Raw genomic sequence first — 20,224 nt, 5'->3', positions numbered from 1 at the left:
AAATGCATCGCGCTTCGGCGCGCTATGACGTGCCGCTCGGCATCCTCTACGCTGTCGGCCTGACGGAAACCGGGCGCAAGAATTCACTGCAACCCTATGCGATGAATATTGAGGGCCGGGCGGAATTTCTGCCGTCGCAAGGGGCCGCCCTCAAGCGTTTTACCGAGGTGCGCGCCGGGGGAGCCAAGCTCATCGATCTCGGTTGCATGCAGATCAACTACTACTATCACGGGCAGGAATTTCCATCGGTCGCAGCCATGCTGATGCCGAGCCTCAATGTCGATTACGCGGCGCGCTTTCTCAAGCAGCTTCACACTCGTGAAGGCAACTGGACGATGGCTGTCGCGCGCTATCATGCAGGCCCGAACAACAATCCCGCACAGAAGCGATATGTCTGCCGGGTGATGGCAAATATGGTCGCGACGGGGTTCGGAAACTGGACGCCAGACGCAAAAATATTTTGCGGAGCGTAACGGGCGGCCTCCCTGGACCATCAGCGATTCATTAAATTTTTAATGGTTGTAAAGCGGCGTCGCATACACGCCATTTGCAACCCTGCAATCAGTGATTGTCATAAGGATTGGGGACTAATTTAGGTTAGCGATAATTAACCCCTTGTAATGAATCGTAAAACATCGTGAGCCGTTAATCTATCGTTAAGGTTCGGCTCACTATCATTGTCGGGTGCAATGCAATCTGCACGATTCCCATAAAATTAGTTAATGCTAAAATTCCTCCCAATTTATTGCGGGCAATTTCTTGCCATTGTCGCCGAGTCACTCCGCCAGTTACCTCTGTCTTGCTTGGGCTAACATATTGATTCGGAAGGCGGGCCGATGATTGTCGTCGTGGATGACAGAGATATTGTCACTGAAGGCTATGCCTCTTGGTTTGGCCGTGAAGGCATCACGACGACGGGCTTCACACCGGCAGATTTCGATGAATGGGTAGAGACCGTTCCGCGGCAGGATATTATGGCCGTCGAAGCGTTCCTCATTGGCGAATGCGCAACCCAGCATCGTCTTCCTGCCCGAATTCGTGAACGCTGCAAGGCCCCCGTTATCGCCCTTAACGACCGTCCCTCGCTGGAGCATACGCTGGAGCTTTTTCAATCCGGGGTTGACGATGTCGTTCGCAAGCCGATCCACGTGCGCGAAATCCTCGCCCGCATCAACGCGATCCGCCGCCGCGCCGCAGGCGCGCAGAGCGTTGCGGAAACCGGCACTGAGCTTGGCCCGATCCGCGTTTTCTCCGATGGACGCGATCCGCAGATCAATGGCGTCGATTTTCCGCTGCCGCGCCGCGAGCGCCGCATACTGGAATATCTGATCGCCAATCGCGGTCGCCGCATCAACAAGGCGCAGATTTTCGGTGCGATCTACGGCATCTTCGACAGTGAAGTCGAAGAAAACGTCGTGGAAAGCCACATCAGCAAGCTGCGCAAGAAGTTGCGCGAGCAGCTTGGTTTCGATCCCATCGATTCCAAGCGCTTCCTCGGCTACTGCATCAGCATCGAGTAGTGCCCCGTTCATTGTGTGAATGGTTTGCTTGTGTTCCGCGTTCAAGGCTTCGGGCAGTTTTAAAACGGGTTTCCGTCTCTCAAAAGCTGCGCTGCATGCCCGGTAAAAAATCAAAAAACTCGCGAAGCTACAGCTTCACGCAAGCATGGCACGTTAGAATCGTAACAAGTTCTAAAATTCTCGGCTAAAATTCTCAGGAGCTGGCAATGAGTCTCTACGGTATGATGCGGACGGGTGTTTCGGGCATGAATGCCCAGGCCAACCGTCTCTCGGCTGTCGCGGACAATATCGCGAATGCGAGCACGATCGGCTACAAGCGCGCCGAAACGCAGTTTTCCTCGCTTGTTCTGCCGAGCAGTGGCGGCCAGTACAATTCCGGTAGCGTGCTGACTTCGGTCCGTTACGGTATTTCGGATCAGGGCGGCATCCGCTCCACGTCGTCCACGACCGACCTTGCCATTGACGGCAACGGCTATTTTCTCGTGCAGGGCGCGGATGGCGCAACCTATCTGACGCGCGCGGGTTCGTTCGTGCCGGACAAGGATGGCAATCTGGTCAATACGGCGGGCTATTACCTGCTCGGATCGGCTGACGGCAATGTCGCGCCAGACCTGAACGGCCTCTCGATCGTCAATGTCAATGCGCCGGACCTTACGGCAATCGGCAGCACGAACGGCACCTTCACGGTCAACCTGCCGACGACCGACACGCCCCCTGCGACGGCAGGCGATTATAACCACAAGACGTCGCTCATCTCCTACAACAATGCCGGTGAGGCGGTGAAGCTGGACGTCTATTTCACCAAGAACGCGGATGATACCTGGTCGGTCTCGGTCAAGAACGCTGCCGATAATGTTGAAATCGGCACGGGAACGCTGACCTTCGATCCCGCGACGGGCGCGGTGGTTTCCGGCGGCAATATTTCTGTCGATCTGACCGGCTATAATGGCGGTACGCTCGATCTCAATCTCGGCGCGTCGACGGCGCGTACAGGCAACTACACGATCTCGCAGGCCACCATCAACGGTCAGGCGCCATCGTCGCTGCAAAGCGTCGATGTGGGCGCGGACGGTTCGGTCGTTGCGATTTATGAAAACGGCTCGCAGCAGGTGCTCTATCGTCTGCCGCTGGCAACCGTGGCCAGCCCCGACCGCATGACGGTGGTGAGCGGCAACGTGTTTTCGCCAAGCGCCGCATCAGGCGGGGTGAGGGTCGGCTATCCGCAGGGCGATGGCATGGGCAAGATCATGTCGGGCTCGCTTGAGGAATCAAACGCCGATATCGCGCAGGAGCTGACCGACATGATCGAAGCCCAGCGCAGCTATACGGCCAATTCGAAAGTCTTCCAGACCGGCTCCGAACTCATGGACGTTCTGGTCAATCTGAAGAGATAGTTTGAGCGTTTGCGGGAAGGGCGACTTTCCCGCAAACGCCGTGTTTTACATTACGGGTCGCGGTTTGCGATTTGGATGAGGGGAAAAGGATGTCACTTAGTTCTGCTCTATCGACGGCCAAGAGTTCGCTTGCGGCCACGTCCAAGCAGACATCGGTTGTTTCGCGCAATATTGCTGGCGTGAACGATCCCGACTATTCGCGCCGCACTGCTTCCCTCGTTTCCGGGCCTTATGGCTCGCTTTATGTGAATGTCACCCGTTCGGCGGATGAAGCGCTGTTCAATCGCTACATCCAGTCCAACAGCACGGCGGCCTCTTCGTCGGCTCTCGCAAGCGGTCTTGACCGCCTTTCGTCGATTTATTCCGCCGACAATTATTCCGGTTCGCCATCGGCGCTGATGGGCGATTTGCGCGATGCGCTCCAGACCTATGCGGCATCGCCGTCCAATTCGTCGCTCGGCGATAGCGTCGTGTCGACGGCGCAGGCGCTTGCCAATGCGCTGAATGACGGCACCAAGCAGGTGCAGACGCTGCGCGAGGATGCCGATAGCGAAATCGCGCTGTCGGTTGCCAGTATCAACGATCTTCTGTCGAAGTTCGAACAGGTCAATAAGGATGTGGTCAGCGGCACGCGCGCCGGGCGTGACGTGTCCGATGCGCTGGATCAGCGCGATTCGCTCCTCAAGCAGATTTCCGGCGAACTCGGCATCACCACCATGACGCGCGGCGACAATGACATGGTCATTTTCGCCGATAATGGCGTGACGCTGTTTGAGACCACGGCACGCACGGTGACCTTTGCGCCATCGGGCAGCCTGACGGCTGGCACAGCCGGTAATGCCGTGCTGGTGGATGGCGTGCCGCTCAGCCACGATACTTTCGACCAGCCTTATGGCACGGGTCGTCTCAGCGGGCTTCTCCAATTGCGCGATCAGATTGCGCCGCAATACCAGATGCAGCTTGACGAGATCGCACGCGGCCTTGTCACCATGTTTTCCGAATCGGACCAGTCCGGCAGTGGCGGCGCGGATCAAACCGGCCTGTTCGGCTGGTCTGGTTCGCCAGCAGTGCCGGGCGCTGGCCTGACCTCTGGCATTGCAGGCTCGATCAAGGTTTCCTCCGCATTCGTCACCGCGCAGGGCGGCAGCCCGACCTACCTGCGTGACGGTGGCGCCAATGGCGCCGACTATGTTTATAATGCGGAAAACGCCGCCGGTTTCACCGACCGTCTGCTGGCGCTGAACGAAGCATTTTCGACGCCATTTTCCTTCGACGCCGCAGCCGGGCTCAAGGCCAATGCGAGCCTGACGGATTATGGTTCGTCCTCGGTCAGCTGGCTTGAAGGCAAGCGTCAGACGGCCAACAACGAATATAACTACAACCAGACGGTAGCGACCCAGGCCGATCAGGCCATGTCCAACGCCAACGGTGTCAATATCGATACCGAAATGGCGCTGCTTCTCGATCTGGAACATTCCTATCAGGCATCGAGCCGCGTATTGACGACGGTCAGCGCGATGCTCGACGATTTGCTCGCGGCGGTGTGAGGCTCATGAAAGCGCAATCAGTTTCCAACTATGGTGCAGCTGCCGCCCTTCGGGCGCTTGTCAGCAAGAGCAAGGCCGATCTGGTCAAGGCCCAGCAGGAAGCAACGACGGGAACCGTCTTCGACGTGGGGCTGGCGCTTGGCACCAAATCGGGGCAGAGCGTTTCCCTGCGCAAGGAATATGACCGCCTGACCGTGCTGCTGGACATGAACAATCTCGTGCAGCAGCGCATGACCACGACGCAGACGGCGACGAGCGCGATCATCGACAATACGCAGGATTTTCTGGCCAATCTCACCGGCGCCACCAGCACCAGCGAGAGCGGCTCGACCATTGCCGCCTCGGCGCGGTCGATCCTGAACAGCGTCACAGGTCTGCTCAATACGAGCTATAACGGCGAATATATCTTCTCCGGCGTCAATACCGATGTGAAGCCCTTCGCAGACTATACCGAGGGCGGCGCGGCGCAGACGGCTATCCGCGACGCTTTCACGGCGCATTTCGGCTTTGGCGTGGATGATCCGCAGGTCGCCAATATTACCGCCGACCAGATGACGGCGTTTCTGGAAGGCGATTATGCTGACCAGTTCAACGATGCCAATTGGGACGCCAACTGGTCGGATGCATCGGATACTGTCATCAAGAGCCGTATTTCGCCGACTGAAACAGCCGATACATCGATCAGCGCCAATGCCGACGGTTTTCGCAAGACGGTGATGTCGCTTGCGATGATGGCCGAGTTTTCTACTATTGGTCTCAACAATTCGGCCTTTCAGGCGCTGACCACCCATGCGATGCAGACGACGACGCAGGCCATCGCCGAGACCACGTCCGAACAGACCGCGCTTGGTCTCGCCCAGTCGCGCACCTCGCAGGCCGTCACGCGCATCAACGCACAGCAGAAGATCCTGAACCAGTCGGTTCTCAATCTTGAAGAAGTCGATCCTTACGAGGCGGCGACCCGCGTCAACAATCTGAAGACGCAGATCGAGACCTCGTATCAGCTGACGGTTCAGCTTCAGAGCATGAGCCTGCTTAACTATTTAAAATAAAGCGGGCGGCATCATAACGGCGGTGGCATGAGGCGATCCGCGCAGATGATGCCCATAAGAGCACATCCCGAAAAGTGTGAAACGGTTTTCGGATAAGATGTGCGTAAGACCAACCATTTAGAGCGCCGATCTGATTTGGTCAGTTCAAAGGCGCTCTAGCGGAGACGACATGTATCAGTTGCGCTACGAAGATGTCATGAATGACGATATGGCGAGCGCCAAGGACCGCGAACGGATGCTTTTCGACCGTTCGATTGACATGCTCGCAGCAGCCAAGGCCAATGGCGCCGGTTCGCGCGAAGCCATTGATGCCGGTTATTTCACAATGCGGCTCTGGACCACGATCATCGACGATCTGGGATCGGAAGAAAACGCACTGCCGAAAGAGCTGAAGGCCGCCATCATTTCCGTGGGCATTTTCGTGCTCAAGGAAATCGAGCGCATTCGCCAGGGCGAGAGCAATGATTACGATACGCTGATCGAGATCACGCGGTCGATCCGGGACGGTCTTTAAGATGGCGGCCAACGGTAAATCGGCAATCCGCCTGTCGCTTCGGGCTGGCGAGAAGATCTATATCAACGGCGCCGTGCTGAAAGCCGACCGCAAGGTATCGCTGGAACTGCTCAACGATGCGACGTTCCTTCTGGAAAACCATGTGCTCCAGCCGGACCAGACGACGACCCCGCTGCGCCAGCTTTATTTTGCCGCGCAGATGATGCTCATCGAGCCTTCCTTGCGCGATCAGGCGCGCCAAACCTTTGCGCAAATGCTGAAAGGCATGTTCAAGGCGTTTTCCGATCCGGCAATCCTGAACGCGCTGAAGATCGTTGACGAGCTGGTGCATAACGGGCGCATTTTCGAAGCGCTGAAAACCATCCGCGCGCAATATCCGCGCGAGGCGGAATTGATGCCGGAACAAAGCGCCGTGCCGCCGGTCAGGAATGCCGCTGAGGCCAGGGAGACAAGCCTATGACTACGACACCACCGGTCGGCAACACCACGACCAATACCAACAATTCGTCGAGCGCCAGCTCGGCGGCGAAGGCGGATGTCGATTACAACTCGTTTTTGAAACTGCTGGTCGCCCAGATGAAGAATCAGGACCCGACGCAACCGATGGACGCGACACAATATGTCTCGCAGCTTGCGACCTTTTCGGGTGTCGAGCAGTCCGTGCAGATGAATTCCAAGCTGGAAACGCTGATCGCCAACTCGTCGCTGTCGCAGGCCGAGGGCTGGATTGGCCGCACGGTGACCAGTGCCGACGGCACGATTTCCGGCGTGGTGAAATCGGTCACGATCCAGCAGTCTGGCATGCTCGCCGAGCTGGAAGACGGGAAGACCGTCACCATCGGTCAGGGCGTCAAGGTCAGCTAAGGACGATCCCGGTGAACGAAGCCGATGCGCTGGATATCGTCAATTCCGCAGTCTGGACCGTGCTGATGGCCAGCGGCCCGGCGGTTCTGGCCGCGATGCTGATCGGTATCGGCATCGCGCTGTTTCAGGCGCTGACGCAGGTGCAGGAAATGACCCTGACCTTCGTTCCGAAGATCGTCGTGATTTTCGTCGTGCTGGCTGTCACCGCGCCTTTCGTCGGCGCGCAGATCAATTCCTTTACGCTGCTCGTCTATTCGCGCATCGAAAAGGGATTCTAGAGCGGTTCCGGTTAAAACGGAATCGGGGAACCGCTCTATCTATTTGTTTTTACGCATTATCCTACGCAAAACCGCTGCGCACTTTTGCTGGAAATGCTCTACCTCTCCTCCTTTCAGGTTTCGCGCAAGCTTCGCAAGCTAAGATCCGCTTCGTAACAGGAGACGGACGTGCAGCAGGCAACGGCTAAACCCTTCATAAAAAGCGGATTTCTGACCGGCAGCGATATGGGGCTGGCGGCAGGCATGATCATCATCCTGACGGTGCTGTTCCTGCCCGTGCCAGCTGTGGTGCTGGATATCGGTCTTGCCTTTTCCATCGCCTTTTCGGTGCTTATCCTTATGGTGGCGCTATGGATTCAGCGGCCGCTTGATTTCTCGGCCTTTCCGACCGTCCTCCTGATTGCGACCATGATGCGCCTCTCGCTCAATATTGCGACGACGCGCGTGATTCTCACCCACGGCAATGAAGGCTATCTGGCCGCCGGTCATGTGATCCACGGTTTCTCGCAATTCGTGATGGGCGGCGATTTCGTCATCGGTCTGGTCGTTTTCTGCATCCTGATCATCGTCAACTTCCTCGTCATCACCAAGGGTGCGACGCGTATCGCGGAAGTGGGCGCGCGCTTCACGCTCGACGCCATTCCCGGCAAGCAGATGGCCATTGATGCCGACCTTTCGTCGGGCCTGATCGATGAAAAGGAAGCGCAGCGCCGCCGCCGCGAACTGGAAGAAGAAAGCTCCTTCTTCGGTTCCATGGACGGTGCTTCGAAATTCGTGCGCGGCGATGCCATTGCCGGTCTGATCATCACTGCCGTCAATATTTTCGGCGGTATCATCATCGGCGTCACCCGCCATGACATGAACATTTCCCACGCCGCTGACGTCTTCACCAAGCTGTCAGTTGGTGACGGTCTCGTCACGCAGATTCCAGCCCTCATTGTTTCGCTCGCCGCCGGTCTTCTGGTGTCGAAGGGCGGAACCCGGGGCTCAGCCGATCAGGCGATTTTCGGCCAGCTTGGCGCTTATCCAAAGGCGCTTCTGGTCGCGTCGATGCTGCTGTTCGTGCTTGGCATCATGCCGGGTCTTCCGGCATTTCCGTTCTTCATGCTGGGCGGCGCAATGGCCTTCATCGGTATCGCTGTGCCCCGCCGCCAGGCGCGCCAGCGCGAGGCGGAAGCCACTGAGGCGGACAAGAAGCAGCGCGAGGCCGCGGATCAGGAGCGCAATTCCGTCAAGGCATCGCTCGAAACCAACCAGATTGAACTGTGCCTCGGCAAGCAGCTTTCCGCGCGCCTGATGGCGTCGCAGCAGGAGCTGGCGCATCGCGTCAACAAGATGCGCCGTAAATTCGCGCAGGAATACGGCTTCGTGATTCCTGAAATCAAGGTGACGGACGACCTTGCCCTGCCGCCGAAAAGCTATCGCATAAAGATACACGGCACGGCGGTGGCCAGCCATGAATTGCGCGTCGGTGAAATTCTGGTGGTGCTGGGCGAGCGTCCGATCCCGTCTATCCCCGGCGAGGAAATGCGCGAGCCCGCCTTCGGCATGCGCGCTTATTCGGTGCCGGAAACCTTCGCTTCCGATTTGCGCCGTGATGGCTATATGACGGTTGATAATCTCTCCGTCCTGCTCACTCATCTCAGCGAAATCGTGCGCAACAATCTGGCGCAGCTCCTGTCCTACAAGGATATGCGCATTCTGCTGGATCGTCTGGGGCCGGAATATCGCAAGCTGGTGGAAGATATCAGCCCGGCGCATATTTCCTATTCCGGTTTGCAGGCGGTGTTGAAGCTTCTGCTGGCCGAGCGGGTTTCTATCCGCAACCTGCACCTCATTCTCGAAGCCATCGCGGAAATTGCGCCGATGGTGCGCCGCCCGGAAATGATTGTCGAACATGTGCGCATGCGCATGGCGCAGCAAATCTGCGGCGACCTTTCCGACAATGGCGTGCTGAATGTGCTGCGTCTCGGCAATCGCTGGGATCTGGTGTTCCACCAGAGCCTCAAGCGAGACGCTAAGGGCGAAATCGTCGAGTTCGATATCGACCCGCGCCTGCTGGAACAGTTCGGTACGGAAGCATCGACCGTCATTCGCAAGCATTTCGACAATGGCGAGCGATTCGTTCTCGTATCGTCGCCGGAAGCGCGGCCCTATATCCGGATGATCATCGAACGCCTGTTCGCAACCCTGCCGGTGCTGTCGCATGTCGAAATCGCGCGCGGCGTCGAGGTGAAGTCGCTCGGCGCGGTTTCGTAGGTTCGGTTCTTTGATTTCCTCGCCCCCTCGCCCTCTCGATCCTTCGTCCTTCGAGACGCCCCTCCTTCGCTATGCTCGGAGGGTCTCCTCAGGATGAGGGGCGGGGGCGCCAGACTTCCCCTCATCCTGAGGAGGTGCCCTGAGCGCAGCGAAGGGAACCGTCTCGAAGGATCGAAGGACGAGGGATCAGGAGGACGGTTATATGATTGAAACGCGGAAAGGGGCCTGAGTGCCGATCGCGCAACTGCCGCTCAACGACATCATTCTGGCAGCCGTTCTGGCTTTTTGCCGGGTCGGCGCATGCCTGATGCTGATGCCGGGGCTTTCGAGCGCGCGTATTCCGTTGCAGGTCCGGCTCTTCATCGCGCTGGCGTGCTCCTTCGCGGTGCTGCCGCTGGTTTTACCGCGCATTGTCACGGCTGTCGACAGCGGCGCGCCGTGGACCCTGTTTCGCCTGATAGCGAGCGAGATGTTCATCGGCGCGGTGATTGGCATTCTGGCGCATATCTATTTCTGGGCGCTGCAATTCATGGCCAACACCATGGCGATGGCCATTGGCTTTAGTGGCTCGCCCGCCGATGCGATCACCGAATCAGAGCCGCAGGCAACGCTTGCCACCATCGTGACCTTCAGCGCGCTGTTGCTGTTTTTCGTCACCGACATGCATCTGGAAATTCTGCGCGCGCTGCTCAATTCCTATACCGCCATTCCGGTGGACGGGCGATTCCGCCCGGACGCGGCGATGATCGATTTTACCGATGCGCTGTCGTCGGCCTTCATGGCGACACTGCGCGTAGCAGCACCATTCATCGTCTTTGCGATTCTGGTCAATTTCGCGATCGGTCTTGTTAACAAGCTGACGCCGTCGATCCCGATCTATTTCGTGTCGATGCCCTTCGTGCTGGGGGGCGGGCTGCTGGTGGTCTATTTCATCCTGCCGGAACTGCTGCGCTTTTTCACCAACGAAACCGCCACGCAAATGCGCGCTTTGTTTTGAGGTGGCCATGGCCCAGACCAACACACGCAATCTCAAGAAGCTGATCGATTTGCAGAAACTGGGCAGCGCCCGGCTCGAATCAGCATTGGCCGTTTCCAATGCGCGCAAGCTTGCGCTGGAGGAGGAGCGTCTGGCCCTCATCGCCATGCAGGACCGTCGATATGACGGCGCTGTCTTCGATATCGATCCGTCGCTGCTCATCAAGCGTCTTGGTGCGAATGCAGTCGAATCGGCGGCGCTCGAATCACGGCTCGAATCAGAGCGCGGCGCGCTTTTGAAGGAACAACGGCGGGTTGAACTGCTGGAAGATCGGCTGGAAGAAGCCAGAAGCGAGTTGGACCGGCACGAACTGGCCAGTCTGATCGAGGAATTCGTTAGCCGGAAAACCACGAAAGCGCCTTCTGGGCCACGCTGAACTCGTCCACAAGTTTCAGTCAAGTTTGACCCATTATGGTGCACTCATAGGATGAAGAAGGAAACCTTGCATGGCGATCAACCCGCCGTCGGATCTGGTGATGGATGTGGCCCGCGCGGCCGATCCGCAGGCCTATCGCATGGCGGCGGAGCGATTGAAGTCGGTCTCCGGCACCATGCAAACGGCGATGGCGTCGTCCGGTACGGGACTGACGCGGGATAATTTCGCAAGCTTTTCCGATAGTTTTTCGGCGGGCGTGACTATGCGGCCCGACGCGCAGAATACGATCAATCCGGCCTATCGGAAATTCGAGGCCTTCATGCTGCAATCCTTTGTCCAGTCGATGTTCACCAGTGACACGACAGCGACTTTCGGCAAGGGCATCGCGGGTGACTACTGGAAGTCGATGATGGCGGAAGCCATGGCGAACAAGATGGCGGATGGCGGCGGTGTCGGCATTGCTAGACTGCTTGAGGAGCAGGCGGCGCGCAAAGGGCGGGCAGATGCGCCGACCACTGCAGCACTAGGAGATGTGATCAACAATCTGGGAGAGACTATGAGCAACGATGCGGTTTCGAACGATCTGATACACGGGTTCGAACGCACGCTCATCCAAAAGCAGCTTGAGAAAAACGACGACGCGGATAGCGCGCGCGGCTGAACGATAAACCGCAGCGCGCGACGTGACGTCCACCGAAATTGAGGAACCCTTGAAATGACCGAGACAAGCTCTGAAACCAGCCTGCCCCCGCAAGAATCGCTGGTTCTCGCGAAGGCGAGCGAACAGGTGCATGATCTGGCGAAGCCGGAACTGGCAATGGAACCGGTAGAAAACCCGACTTTGAAGCCGGTGGTTCGCGCCATCCAGCGTCTTGAGGATGTCATCGAGACTGAAACGCGCCTTCTGATGGAAGGCGGCAATCCCGATCTCGCAGAAATCAATTCACGCAAAAGCCGCGGTCTCTATGATTTCAACAAGGCGATCAAGAAGGCTGCCGCTCTGGCAGAACCTGCGACGCTGAAAGGCTTGCAGCCGCTGCTCGACAGCCTGAAGCAGAAGCTTGAGAAGAACTGCGAAGCGTTGCAGCTGCATCTGCGCGCGGTCGGCGAACTCGCCGATGTGATCCGCAGCGCATTGGAAACGCAAGAAGCCGATGGCACCTATTCCATGCAGAGCGCGAGGCTCGGTCACGCGCGATGATCCGCATTTTCGTCATTGGCCTGTGGATTTGCGCTGTCGCCTTCGGGTCGTTGTTCCTGGCGACCCGTCAGAACGCGTCATCGTCCGGTGAGGCGCAGGCCGCTGTCGGCGGCTTCGGCGGCGTGGATTACGTTAAGACGGACGTGATGAGTGTGCCGATCATTTCGAATGGCGCGGTTGCTGGCTATGTCGTGACGCAGCTCGTCTATACGGTCGATTCGAATATCCGCAAGAAGCTCAGCGTGCCGCTGGAGCTTTTCATCAGCGACGAGATTTTCCGCAAGTTCTATGGCAGCTATTCGGATACGAAAGAGGTGGAGAAAGTGCAGTTCGAGGACGTGCGCGCCTCGATCATCTCAGACCTGAACGGGCGGTTCCCCGAGCCGGTGATCAAGGACCTGCTGGTCGAGCAGTTCAACTATATTTCGGCTGAAGAAATCCGCGCCATGAACATGCGCGGTGAGCCGACATCGACAGCACCAGCCCACCAGACGCCCGGAAAGCAAGCCAATGCCAATATCAATGATGGGCAGGCGGCTCACAGCGAATAATATTTTCCGCCAAGCTGGGCGAGACGTTCGGCATCCAGCGGCGTGACCGTTGGATCGGTGATCAGTTCGACGCCCATTTCGCGACCATTGCGCCAGGCGATGCGGGCCAGCAGCGCGCGCTTGTAATAATCGTCGAACAGCCAGAACCGGTCGGGCAGGGCAGGTGTTTCGATGGTTCTAAGCTTGGCGCCATGGGGAGACAAGTCGCTGAACTGGCACTCAACGATAAACTGCCCGTCCAGGTCTATAAGTTTTCCCGAACGTAACCTTGTCCTTTGTCTTTCTTCCTTGCGCCGCTCCTGCGGCGACTTCATGCGCGCCATATGAAAATCTTACCCACTAATCCCCTGAATAGGTATTTTTAGCAGATTTCGATTTCCGAAGCGTTACTTTTAAAGTCTGACCGCCAGAAAACCTTACTTCCAAAGGGTTAGTGATCGCCGCAGGACTGGCACAGACCACGCAGTTCAAGCGTCGTCTTGCGCGACTTGAAGCCGCTTTGCAGGCTCCAGGCGCTGACGAGATTTTCGATCGCCGCGTCGGAAAATTCCGTCACCTGACCGCATTTCTCGCAGATCGCAAAAGCGACGAGGCCCTGCTGGTGGCATTGCGGGTGCGCGCAGGCAACGAAAGCGTTGAGGCTTTCGAGGCGATGGATGAGCCCATAATCGAGCAGCTTTTCCAGCGCACGATAGACCTGAAGCGGCGCGCGAAAGCCGTCATCCCGCAACTGGTCGAGAATTGTATAGGCGCTGAGCGGCCCTTCCGCCTTGGACAGAGCATCGAAAACGAGGGTCTGGTTGCGGGTCAGATCCTGTTGCGGGTGGTGATGGTGGTTATGCGTGCTCATTGTTCAGCAGTCCGTTTCGATGGGGCCTCTGCTCTCTTATGTAAGGGCAGAAGACTGAAAATGAAAATAGCAAGCGCAGCGACAACGATGGAAGGGCCTGACGGCGTGTCGAAATGAATGGAGCCGTAGAGCCCGCCGACCACGCCAGCCGCGCCGATCAGTGATGAAAGCACCGCCATTTGCTCGGGCGTTGAAGCGAAACGGCGGGAGGTTGCAGCCGGAATGATCAGCAGCGATGTGATCAGCAAAATGCCGACGATCTTCATCGCAATGGCGATGACGATGGCCAGAAGCAGCATGAAGATGACGCGCGAGACGGCGGGGTTCATGCCTTCGGCGCGCGCAATGTCCTCGCTGACGGTCGCGGCCAGCATGGGTCGCCACAACCAGGCCAGCACGGCAAGCACGAATGCCCCGCCCGCATAGATATAGACGATATCCAGCCGTGAAACGGCCAGAAGATCGCCAAACAGGAAGGAAAGCAGATCGACACGCACCCACGTCATGAAAGCGACGATCACGAGACCGAGCGATAATGTGGCATGGGACAGGATGCCGAGCAGCGAATCCGCCGACAATGTGTGGCGGCGCTGCAAGAGCAGCAGGATCGCGGAAATCGCGACCGACACAGCGAAGACGCCAATCATCAGATTAATGTCGAAGATGAGCGCCAGCGCCACGCCGAGCAAGGCGGAATGGGCCATGGTGTCGCCGAAATAGGCCATGCGCCGCCAGACGATGAAGCAGCCGAGAGGGCCGGTCGTCAGCGCCAGCCCGATGCCGGCAATCAAGGCGCGGGTGAAGAAATCGTCAAGCACGGTGTTCGCCTTTCCCGTGATGATGGTGGTGATGCTCGTGCCCCTGTTCGTGCGCATGTTCATGCTCATGATGATGGCCGTCATCGGCATGGCAATGATCCGTCACCGAACCATCGCTGTGTAGCACGCGCCCGTCAGGCAGATGCGTGTGATCATGATGATGCTCATAGACCGCGAGCGGCCCGACAGCGCGACTGCCGAACAGGCGCATATATTCCGGGCTTGCCGTCACGTCGCGCGGGGTTCCGCTGCAACAGACATGACCGTTGAGACAGATGACCCGGTCGGTTGCCGCCATGACGAGATGCAGATCGTGCGAGATCAGCAGCACACCGCAGCCGGTTTCGTCGCGCAGCCGCGCAATCAGTTCATAAAGAGCGGCCTCGCCGGAAAAATCCACGCCCTGCACGGGTTCGTCCAGCACCATGATATCCGGTTTTCGCGCCAGCGCCCGCGCCATCAAGGCGCGCTGGAATTCGCCGCCGGAAAGATGGGCTGTCTCCGCTTTCAAAAGATGCGGGATGCCGACTGCTTCAAGGGCCGCCATGATGTCCTGCTTGCTCAAGGGGCCGGTCAGCGTCAGCAGACGCTCCACCGAAAGCGGCAGGGTGCGGTCGATGTTGATCTTCTGCGGGACATAGCCGATGCGCAGGCCGGGCTTATGGATCACCTGGCCTTCGTCGGGCTTGAGGATACGCAGCGCCATCTTGGCCGCGGTGCTTTTGCCAGCGCCATTCGGCCCGATCAGCGTGACGATCTCGCCGCGCTCGACTTTCAGATCGACATTGCGCACAAGCCAGCGCCCGTCGCGATAAACACCGGCGTTTTTCAGTTCAATCAGCGTTTCCCGCGCCCTGTCGGCGGGGATTCTATTCTTTCTGGCCATTGCAATCGGGGCTTTCGCTGCCTGCATCTTCATTTCGCTTAGTGCGCATTCCAACGGATCATCTGCCGATTCGGAGTTTTTCCCAGTGTCTTTTTCGGGCGGTGCGCAACGCCATATCCCGTTTGTGAAATCCACCTGCCCAAGCTGTCACACAGGACAGCAATTTCAGGATGAATGCGATATCGCCAAAAAGATGCCGGGTGAATTTCTCCAAAAAGGGGTTGCTAGACCTTATGGCAGACGTTATAGCATAACGCAACTGATGTAATAAAATAACATATCACCAGATATGCCGCTCACCCCGCTCATTCAAGAGAGATAATATGAAACATTTGCGTTCCCTGCTGCTCGCTTCCGCATTTCTAGCCGGTCTCGGCAGCACTGCTTTTGCCGCAGACCGAGACGGTGTCGTCGTTTCGATCAAGCCGCTCCACTCGCTTGTTTCCGCAGTCATGCAGGGCGTCGGCGAGCCGAAACTGATCGTGCAGGGCGCAGGCTCGGAGCATGTCTATAGCCTCAAGCCCTCGGATGCCGAGGCTATCGAACATGCCAAGGTCATCTTCTGGGCAGGCCCGTCGATGGAAACCTTTCTGGATAAGCCGATTGATACGCTGGGCGAGGGTGCCAAGGTTGTGGCGCTCGGGGAATCGGAAGGGTTGACCCGGCTGAAATTCCGCGAAGGCGGGCCGTTCGAGGCGCATGACCATGGCCATGAAGGCGAAGGTCATGAGGGTCACGACCATGCGCATGGGCATGACCACGATGACGGCGACAAGAAGGAAGCGGAAGCCGGTCACGATCACGCTGCTGAAGCGGGCGAAGGCGCGCACGAGCATCATCATGGCCACGGCGAATATGATCTGCATTTCTGGCTCGATCCGCAGAATGGCAAGGTGCTGGTCACCAATATTGCCAAGGTTCTGAGCGAGAGCGATCCGGCCCATGCCGCGCAATATGAGCAGAACGCCAAGGCCTATGCCGAAAAGCTGGATGCGCTGACCAAGGATATCGCGACGGAATTGCAGCCGGTGAAGGACAAGCCGTTTGTCGTGTTCCACGATGCCTATCAATATTTTGAAAATCGCTTCGATGTGAAGGCAGCCGGTTCCATCACGGTCAGCCCGGAAAAGGCTCCCGGTGCGGCCCGCATCCAGCAAATCCACGACAAGATCAAATCGCTCAAGGTGGCCTGCGTGTTCTCCGAACCGCAGTTCGAACCGAAGCTCGTCAATACGGTCATCGATGGAACCGATGCCAAGACCGGCGTTCTGGACCCGCTTGGTGCTGAATTGAAGGACGGCCCCGATCTTTATCCGCAGCTGATCCGCAATCTGGCGGATTCGCTGAAAGCCTGCCTGTCTTCCTGACAGCTGCGGTTGCCCGTCAGCCTGCCGGCAACCGTAACGGCGTCGGGCCATCCCTCGAATGGCCCGACGCAGGATGATCCGTCGAAGGCGGCGCTGCCGCCTGTTTTTTGAACCCATAATGTAATGATATAACATATAGGAAAAAGAGATGCGTCACTTCGCAAAACTGTGGTCGGTCGGCCTGGCGGTGGCCTTGGTGGCGCCGGTTGCCGCCAGCGCTCATGGTATCTGGATCGCCGAGCGCCACGGCACGCAGGCCGTGGTCTACGGTCACGGCGCAACCGACGAGGCTTACGATCCGCAGAAGCTCAAGGCGGTGTCGGCAAAGGATGTCGATGGCAAGAAAGTCGCCGTCGAGATCAGGCGGCAGGATGACCATGCCCTTCTCGATGTGCCGAAAAATGCGGTGGTGATCAGCGGAACCTTTGATAACGGTTTCTGGGCCGAAGGTCCGGATGGCAAATGGGTCAACAAGTCGAAAGCCGAAGTGCCGGGCGCAAAGCAAACCAGCAAGAGCCAGAAATTTGCAGTCGCGATCCTCGATCATTTGCGCAAGAAGCCACAGGCTCAGGGGTTGCCATTCGAAATCGTGCCCCTGATGGACCCGACAATCCTGACGGCGGGCAGCGAATTGCCGGTGCAGGTTCTTTTCGACGGCAACCCGGTGGAAGGCGTTTCCGTCACAGCGGATTATGTCAATGACAGCCACGCCGCGCCGGTGAAAACCAATGCCGAGGGCATCGCAACGATCAAAATCCGCAATGCGGGTCTCAATGTCATCGGGGCCGCTCACTCCAGCCCGACGACGGATTCCAGCGATGCCGACAAGCTCAGCTATTTCACCACGCTGACCTTCAATCTCGATCAGCATCAGCACGACTGACCCCAACCCAACCTCTGAATTCAAGGAACGGTGTCATGAGAAAAAGGCTTCCCGTTACGGTTCTTTCCGGTTTCCTCGGTGCCGGAAAGACGACACTTCTCAATCATGTGCTCAACAATCGCGAAAATCGTCGCGTGGCGGTCATCGTCAACGATATGAGCGAGGTCAATATCGATGCGTCACTGGTGCGCGAAGGTGGGGCCAATCTCTCGCGCACCGAAGAGCAACTGGTGGAAATGACCAATGGCTGCATCTGCTGCACGTTGCGCGACGATCTTCTGAAGGAAGTCTCGCAACTGGCCGAGCAGGGGCGTTTCGATTATCTCCTGATCGAATCGACGGGTATCGCGGAGCCGCTGCCGGTGGCCGCGACCTTCGAGTTTCGCGACGAGAACGACAAGAGCCTCACCGATGTGGCGCGGCTCGATACGATGGTGACAGTGGTGGACGCGGCCAATTTGCTCAAGGACTATGCGTCGAATGATTTTCTGCGCGATCGGGGCGAGTCGCTGGGCGATGAGGACGAACGCACTCTCGTTGATCTGCTGGTCGAGCAGATCGAGTTTGCCGATGTCGTGGTGCTGAACAAGGTTTCGACGGCCTCGCCGGAAGAACGCGACCTGGCCCGCAAGGTCATTCACTCGCTTAATCCCGATGCGCGTATCGAAGAGGTTGATTTCGGGCAGGTTCCGCTCGATGCCATTCTGGATACACGCCTGTTCGACTTCAATAAGGCGCATGAACATCCGCTGTGGTATAAGGAGCTTTACGGCTTCAACAATCATGTGCCGGAAACCGAGGAATATGGCGTTCGTTCCTTCGTTTATCGCGCGCGGCGGCCTTTCGATCCGGCAAAGTTTCAGTCCTTTATAGATAAGAGCTGGCCGGGCGTTGTTCGCGCCAAGGGTTTCTTCTGGTTGGCGACCCAGCCGGATTTCGTCGGCGAGATCAGCCAGGCAGGCGCATCGGTGCACACGGCCAAGCGCGGGCGCTGGTGGTCCGCGGTGCCGAAGAACTATTGGCCGACGGAACCGGGCTGGACGAGCGCGATGGCGCCGTATTTCCACAAGGTCTGGGGGGATCGCCGTCAGGAGATCGTCTTTATCGGCGTTGATCCGATGCGCGAGGAAGCGCTGACCGCCGAACTCGATACATGTCTGGTGGAAGACGAAACCTTTGCGCCGGAACGCTGGTCGGCTCTGGCCGATCCGTTTCCGAACTGGTCGGTTGCGGCTTGATTGAGATGCTAAACCGACAGCGAGGCGAGCGTCTTGCTGTCGGCAAGCGTGCGGTGGTCCAGCACATTGGCAATGGCCTCACGCACTTCCAGCATCATCAGGCGCACTTCGCATTCTTCTTCGTCGCAATCGTCGCAAGGGTGATAGTCGGTCTTGCTTGCGCAGGCGATGGGCGCCAGCGCGCCATCCAGCGCACGAATGATATTGCCGATGGCGATTTCATTGACCGGACGCGCCAGACAAAATCCGCCGCCCTTGCCCTTACGGCTGACGACGAAACCGGCATTGCGCAGTTCGGTAAAGATATTGTCGAGGAACTTCCGCGGAATATGATGCTTTTCGGCGATCTCACTGGCTGAGGCCAGTTGTCCATCGGCTATTCCCGCCAGATGAACCATGGCTTTCAGGCCGTATTTGCCTTTCTTGGTAAGCATGCCACCCCTGCGAGACTTTCAGATAAAAAACGTAGCGACTAAACCGCGTTGCGACAAGTCTTTTTGCCCCTGGCGGCTCATCTTATTAGTCGTCTCTCATGGCCAACGCCAATGCGCCTTGTAAGGCGTCGCCGAGCGGCTGCTTATAAAGTGCGCGGTGCGGCAGAAACGCTAGCGCCGCATAGGCGTTCGCCAGTCCGCCCGTCATGCTGAAGCGGCCAAGCTTCTCTACGTCCAAACGATCCAGTCCACGACGGATGAAATCGCAGGCCCGCTTGGTGATTGAAAGGCCGAGGGGATCCTCCTCCATGGCCCATTCGAAGACCAAAGGCGCGAAGGTGGCATAGTCAGCGGCCGTCGCCTTCCGAGAAAAAGCGGTTATCGTACGCGCGTCATTGTTAAACTGCGCCAATACGGCATCGATCAATCCGCTGCGCGCAGCCATGCCATCGGCGGCGAGCAGTGCTTCTTCCAGCAGTTCGCGCCCCAGTCGCGCGCCGCCCGCGTGATCGCTCAGCATGAAGCCGCGCCCGCCGACAATCTCAATGGTCTCGCCGGTTCGCCTGATAAAGGCAGAGCCAGTCCCGACAATGACCATGGCCCCGTCGCCATCGCCGAGCGCGCCTTGCAGCGCGGTCACCGCATCCGACACGATCCTGACCTGCCCGAATGGCAGCGCATTATAATGCGCCTCGCGGTTGGCGAGCGAATTGGCCCCGGCCAGCCCAAGCACCGCGCGCGCCTCACTTAATATCGCAACGCCCAGTCCCGCATTCACAGCGGCCTGTTCCGCTGCCTCTATTATATGCGTAAGTGCTCCCGGCGTATCGGCGCCGATATTGGCCGGCCCGCCGGTGGCGCGGCCGAGAATAGTCCCGGCTTCGTCCGTCAGGACCGCCCGGCATCCGGTTCCGCCGCCATCGACGGCAATGCGATACGGTATGTGCGTGATTGTCATATGTTTGTCGCAACTGTTCGAATCGACAGGTTTCATCGGTTGAATTTACGTTAAAAGACACCATATTGGCTGTGGAAAAGAAAATCGCTTTTTTATGGAAAGCTGTGTTGACAGTTTTGGTGTGCGGGGCCTATATAGCGCCACAACGAGGGCGGCGACGCTGCTAGCGGCAGGTTGCTTCGTCCTTGAGTTCTGGTG

General features: G+C 58.0%; 24 protein-coding genes. 18 read left to right on the top strand and 6 right to left on the bottom strand.

Annotation, left to right across the window (positions count from 1 at the left end):
- Positions 1 to 2 precede the first annotated feature (2 nt).
- The 15 genes from HWD97_RS01535 (at position 3) to HWD97_RS01465 (ending at position 12,592) form a co-directional block, all read left to right on the top strand.
- The gene (locus HWD97_RS01535; protein WP_319080433.1) at positions 3 to 473 is read left to right on the top strand and encodes a transglycosylase SLT domain-containing protein; all 471 of its coding nucleotides are present in this window, start codon (positions 3 to 5) and stop codon (positions 471 to 473) included.
- Between the two features lie 363 nt (positions 474 to 836).
- A complete protein-coding gene (gene ftcR, locus HWD97_RS01530; protein WP_109367882.1) occupies positions 837 to 1,520 on the top strand; it encodes a flagellar transcriptional regulator FtcR in 684 nt (227 codons plus the stop codon).
- A gap of 206 nt (positions 1,521 to 1,726) precedes the next feature.
- Positions 1,727 to 2,914: a flagellar hook protein FlgE gene (locus HWD97_RS01525; protein WP_109367881.1), complete on the top strand. Its 1,188-nt coding sequence runs from the start codon at positions 1,727 to 1,729 to the stop codon at positions 2,912 to 2,914.
- 89 nt (positions 2,915 to 3,003) lie between these two features.
- On the top strand, positions 3,004 to 4,461 hold the full coding sequence (gene flgK, locus HWD97_RS01520; protein ID WP_109367880.1) for a flagellar hook-associated protein FlgK: 1,458 nt from the start codon (positions 3,004 to 3,006) through the stop codon (positions 4,459 to 4,461).
- 5 nt (positions 4,462 to 4,466) lie between these two features.
- Positions 4,467 to 5,513: a flagellar hook-associated family protein gene (locus tag HWD97_RS01515; protein WP_109367879.1), complete on the top strand. Its 1,047-nt coding sequence runs from the start codon at positions 4,467 to 4,469 to the stop codon at positions 5,511 to 5,513.
- 169 nt (positions 5,514 to 5,682) lie between these two features.
- Positions 5,683 to 6,027, top strand: coding sequence for a flagellar biosynthesis regulator FlaF (gene flaF / locus HWD97_RS01510; RefSeq protein WP_109367878.1), 345 nt, complete (start codon positions 5,683 to 5,685; stop codon positions 6,025 to 6,027).
- A 1-nt stretch (position 6,028) separates the two neighbouring features.
- On the top strand, positions 6,029 to 6,487 hold the full coding sequence (flbT, locus tag HWD97_RS01505; RefSeq protein WP_109367877.1) for a flagellar biosynthesis repressor FlbT: 459 nt from the start codon (positions 6,029 to 6,031) through the stop codon (positions 6,485 to 6,487).
- Entirely contained in the window at positions 6,484 to 6,891 is a 408-nt protein-coding gene (flgD, locus tag HWD97_RS01500; protein WP_109367876.1) for a flagellar hook assembly protein FlgD, read from the top strand. Before flbT ends, flgD begins: the two co-directional genes overlap by 4 nt.
- Positions 6,892 to 6,902: 11 nt before the next feature.
- Positions 6,903 to 7,169: a flagellar biosynthesis protein FliQ gene (gene fliQ, locus HWD97_RS01495; protein ID WP_109367875.1), complete on the top strand. Its 267-nt coding sequence runs from the start codon at positions 6,903 to 6,905 to the stop codon at positions 7,167 to 7,169.
- A 168-nt stretch (positions 7,170 to 7,337) separates the two neighbouring features.
- Positions 7,338 to 9,428, top strand: a complete 2,091-nt coding sequence (flhA, locus tag HWD97_RS01490; protein ID WP_109367874.1) for a flagellar biosynthesis protein FlhA — start codon at positions 7,338 to 7,340, stop codon at positions 9,426 to 9,428.
- 229 nt (positions 9,429 to 9,657) lie between these two features.
- The gene (fliR, locus tag HWD97_RS01485) at positions 9,658 to 10,425 is read left to right on the top strand and encodes a flagellar biosynthetic protein FliR (RefSeq protein ID WP_109367873.1); all 768 of its coding nucleotides are present in this window, start codon (positions 9,658 to 9,660) and stop codon (positions 10,423 to 10,425) included.
- A 7-nt stretch (positions 10,426 to 10,432) separates the two neighbouring features.
- On the top strand, positions 10,433 to 10,840 hold the full coding sequence (locus HWD97_RS01480; protein ID WP_109367872.1) for a hypothetical protein: 408 nt from the start codon (positions 10,433 to 10,435) through the stop codon (positions 10,838 to 10,840).
- A gap of 70 nt (positions 10,841 to 10,910) precedes the next feature.
- Entirely contained in the window at positions 10,911 to 11,501 is a 591-nt protein-coding gene (locus HWD97_RS01475) for a rod-binding protein (RefSeq protein ID WP_109367871.1), read from the top strand.
- A 156-nt stretch (positions 11,502 to 11,657) separates the two neighbouring features.
- On the top strand, positions 11,658 to 12,041 hold the full coding sequence (locus HWD97_RS01470; protein ID WP_371830822.1) for a flagellar protein FlgN: 384 nt from the start codon (positions 11,658 to 11,660) through the stop codon (positions 12,039 to 12,041).
- The gene (locus HWD97_RS01465; protein WP_109367869.1) at positions 12,038 to 12,592 is read left to right on the top strand and encodes a hypothetical protein; all 555 of its coding nucleotides are present in this window, start codon (positions 12,038 to 12,040) and stop codon (positions 12,590 to 12,592) included. The genes HWD97_RS01470 and HWD97_RS01465 overlap by 4 nt, the downstream gene beginning before the upstream one ends.
- On the opposite strand, the gene HWD97_RS01460 is transcribed toward HWD97_RS01465, so the two are convergent.
- The 4 genes from HWD97_RS01460 to HWD97_RS01445 all read right to left on the bottom strand — a co-directional run bounded on the left by HWD97_RS01460 (position 12,580) and on the right by HWD97_RS01445 (position 15,146).
- A complete protein-coding gene (locus HWD97_RS01460) occupies positions 12,580 to 12,915 on the bottom strand; it encodes a PilZ domain-containing protein (RefSeq protein WP_109367868.1) in 336 nt (111 codons plus the stop codon). The genes HWD97_RS01465 and HWD97_RS01460 overlap by 13 nt on opposite strands.
- Before the next feature lie 107 nt (positions 12,916 to 13,022).
- Positions 13,023 to 13,442 (bottom strand): Fur family transcriptional regulator, encoded by a 420-nt coding sequence (locus HWD97_RS01455; protein ID WP_109367867.1) that lies wholly within the window; start codon positions 13,440 to 13,442, stop codon positions 13,023 to 13,025.
- Positions 13,439 to 14,317 (bottom strand): zinc ABC transporter permease subunit ZnuB, encoded by an 879-nt coding sequence (gene znuB, locus HWD97_RS01450; RefSeq protein ID WP_109367866.1) that lies wholly within the window; start codon positions 14,315 to 14,317, stop codon positions 13,439 to 13,441. Before znuB ends, HWD97_RS01455 begins: the two co-directional genes overlap by 4 nt.
- Positions 14,253 to 15,146 (bottom strand): metal ABC transporter ATP-binding protein, encoded by an 894-nt coding sequence (locus tag HWD97_RS01445; protein WP_109368044.1) that lies wholly within the window; start codon positions 15,144 to 15,146, stop codon positions 14,253 to 14,255. Before HWD97_RS01445 ends, znuB begins: the two co-directional genes overlap by 65 nt.
- Positions 15,147 to 15,469: 323 nt before the next feature.
- On the opposite strand from HWD97_RS01445, the gene znuA reads away from it, so the two are divergent.
- From znuA to zigA, 3 genes are all read left to right on the top strand, one after another.
- On the top strand, positions 15,470 to 16,513 hold the full coding sequence (gene znuA / locus HWD97_RS01440) for a zinc ABC transporter substrate-binding protein ZnuA (RefSeq protein ID WP_109367865.1): 1,044 nt from the start codon (positions 15,470 to 15,472) through the stop codon (positions 16,511 to 16,513).
- A 148-nt stretch (positions 16,514 to 16,661) separates the two neighbouring features.
- Entirely contained in the window at positions 16,662 to 17,396 is a 735-nt protein-coding gene (locus HWD97_RS01435; RefSeq protein ID WP_109367864.1) for a DUF4198 domain-containing protein, read from the top strand.
- Positions 17,397 to 17,431: 35 nt separating this feature from the next.
- Entirely contained in the window at positions 17,432 to 18,634 is a 1,203-nt protein-coding gene (zigA, locus tag HWD97_RS01430) for a zinc metallochaperone GTPase ZigA (protein ID WP_109367863.1), read from the top strand.
- A gap of 8 nt (positions 18,635 to 18,642) precedes the next feature.
- Here the strand turns inward: zigA and HWD97_RS01425 are convergent, their stop codons facing one another.
- Positions 18,643 to 19,068 carry an Rrf2 family transcriptional regulator gene (locus HWD97_RS01425; RefSeq protein WP_371834620.1) on the bottom strand — a complete coding sequence of 142 codons (426 nt, stop codon included), beginning with the start codon at positions 19,066 to 19,068 and terminating at the stop codon, positions 18,643 to 18,645.
- Positions 19,069 to 19,153: 85 nt separating this feature from the next.
- Positions 19,154 to 20,026, bottom strand: a complete 873-nt coding sequence (locus HWD97_RS01420) for a BadF/BadG/BcrA/BcrD ATPase family protein (RefSeq protein ID WP_109367861.1) — start codon at positions 20,024 to 20,026, stop codon at positions 19,154 to 19,156.
- Between the last annotated feature and the right edge of the window lie 198 nt (positions 20,027 to 20,224).

Origin of the sequence: Ochrobactrum sp. C6C9 (assembly GCF_022627935.1) — a bacterium.
Taxonomy (GTDB): Bacteria; Pseudomonadota; Alphaproteobacteria; order Rhizobiales; family Rhizobiaceae; genus Brucella; species Brucella teleogrylli.
This window is presented reverse-complemented; position numbering and strand designations above follow the sequence as displayed.

Coding starts and splice junctions, on each gene's coding strand:
- HWD97_RS01535 (WP_319080433.1), top strand. CDS start 3: ATGCATCGCGCTTCGGCGCGCTATGACGTGCCGCTCGGCATCCTCTAC.
- ftcR (WP_109367882.1), top strand. CDS start 837: ATGATTGTCGTCGTGGATGACAGAGATATTGTCACTGAAGGCTATGCC.
- HWD97_RS01525 (WP_109367881.1), top strand. CDS start 1,727: ATGAGTCTCTACGGTATGATGCGGACGGGTGTTTCGGGCATGAATGCC.
- flgK (WP_109367880.1), top strand. CDS start 3,004: ATGTCACTTAGTTCTGCTCTATCGACGGCCAAGAGTTCGCTTGCGGCC.
- HWD97_RS01515 (WP_109367879.1), top strand. CDS start 4,467: ATGAAAGCGCAATCAGTTTCCAACTATGGTGCAGCTGCCGCCCTTCGG.
- flaF (WP_109367878.1), top strand. CDS start 5,683: ATGTATCAGTTGCGCTACGAAGATGTCATGAATGACGATATGGCGAGC.
- flbT (WP_109367877.1), top strand. CDS start 6,029: ATGGCGGCCAACGGTAAATCGGCAATCCGCCTGTCGCTTCGGGCTGGC.
- flgD (WP_109367876.1), top strand. CDS start 6,484: ATGACTACGACACCACCGGTCGGCAACACCACGACCAATACCAACAAT.
- HWD97_RS01480 (WP_109367872.1), top strand. CDS start 10,433: ATGGCCCAGACCAACACACGCAATCTCAAGAAGCTGATCGATTTGCAG.
- HWD97_RS01475 (WP_109367871.1), top strand. CDS start 10,911: ATGGCGATCAACCCGCCGTCGGATCTGGTGATGGATGTGGCCCGCGCG.
- HWD97_RS01470 (WP_371830822.1), top strand. CDS start 11,658: ATGGAACCGGTAGAAAACCCGACTTTGAAGCCGGTGGTTCGCGCCATC.
- HWD97_RS01465 (WP_109367869.1), top strand. CDS start 12,038: ATGATCCGCATTTTCGTCATTGGCCTGTGGATTTGCGCTGTCGCCTTC.
- HWD97_RS01460 (WP_109367868.1), bottom strand. CDS start 12,915: ATGGCGCGCATGAAGTCGCCGCAGGAGCGGCGCAAGGAAGAAAGACAA.
- HWD97_RS01455 (WP_109367867.1), bottom strand. CDS start 13,442: ATGAGCACGCATAACCACCATCACCACCCGCAACAGGATCTGACCCGC.
- znuB (WP_109367866.1), bottom strand. CDS start 14,317: ATGCGCACGAACAGGGGCACGAGCATCACCACCATCATCACGGGAAAG.
- HWD97_RS01445 (WP_109368044.1), bottom strand. CDS start 15,146: ATGGCCAGAAAGAATAGAATCCCCGCCGACAGGGCGCGGGAAACGCTG.
- znuA (WP_109367865.1), top strand. CDS start 15,470: ATGAAACATTTGCGTTCCCTGCTGCTCGCTTCCGCATTTCTAGCCGGT.
- HWD97_RS01435 (WP_109367864.1), top strand. CDS start 16,662: ATGCGTCACTTCGCAAAACTGTGGTCGGTCGGCCTGGCGGTGGCCTTG.
- zigA (WP_109367863.1), top strand. CDS start 17,432: ATGAGAAAAAGGCTTCCCGTTACGGTTCTTTCCGGTTTCCTCGGTGCC.
- HWD97_RS01425 (WP_371834620.1), bottom strand. CDS start 19,068: ATGCTTACCAAGAAAGGCAAATACGGCCTGAAAGCCATGGTTCATCTG.
- HWD97_RS01420 (WP_109367861.1), bottom strand. CDS start 20,026: ATGACAATCACGCACATACCGTATCGCATTGCCGTCGATGGCGGCGGA.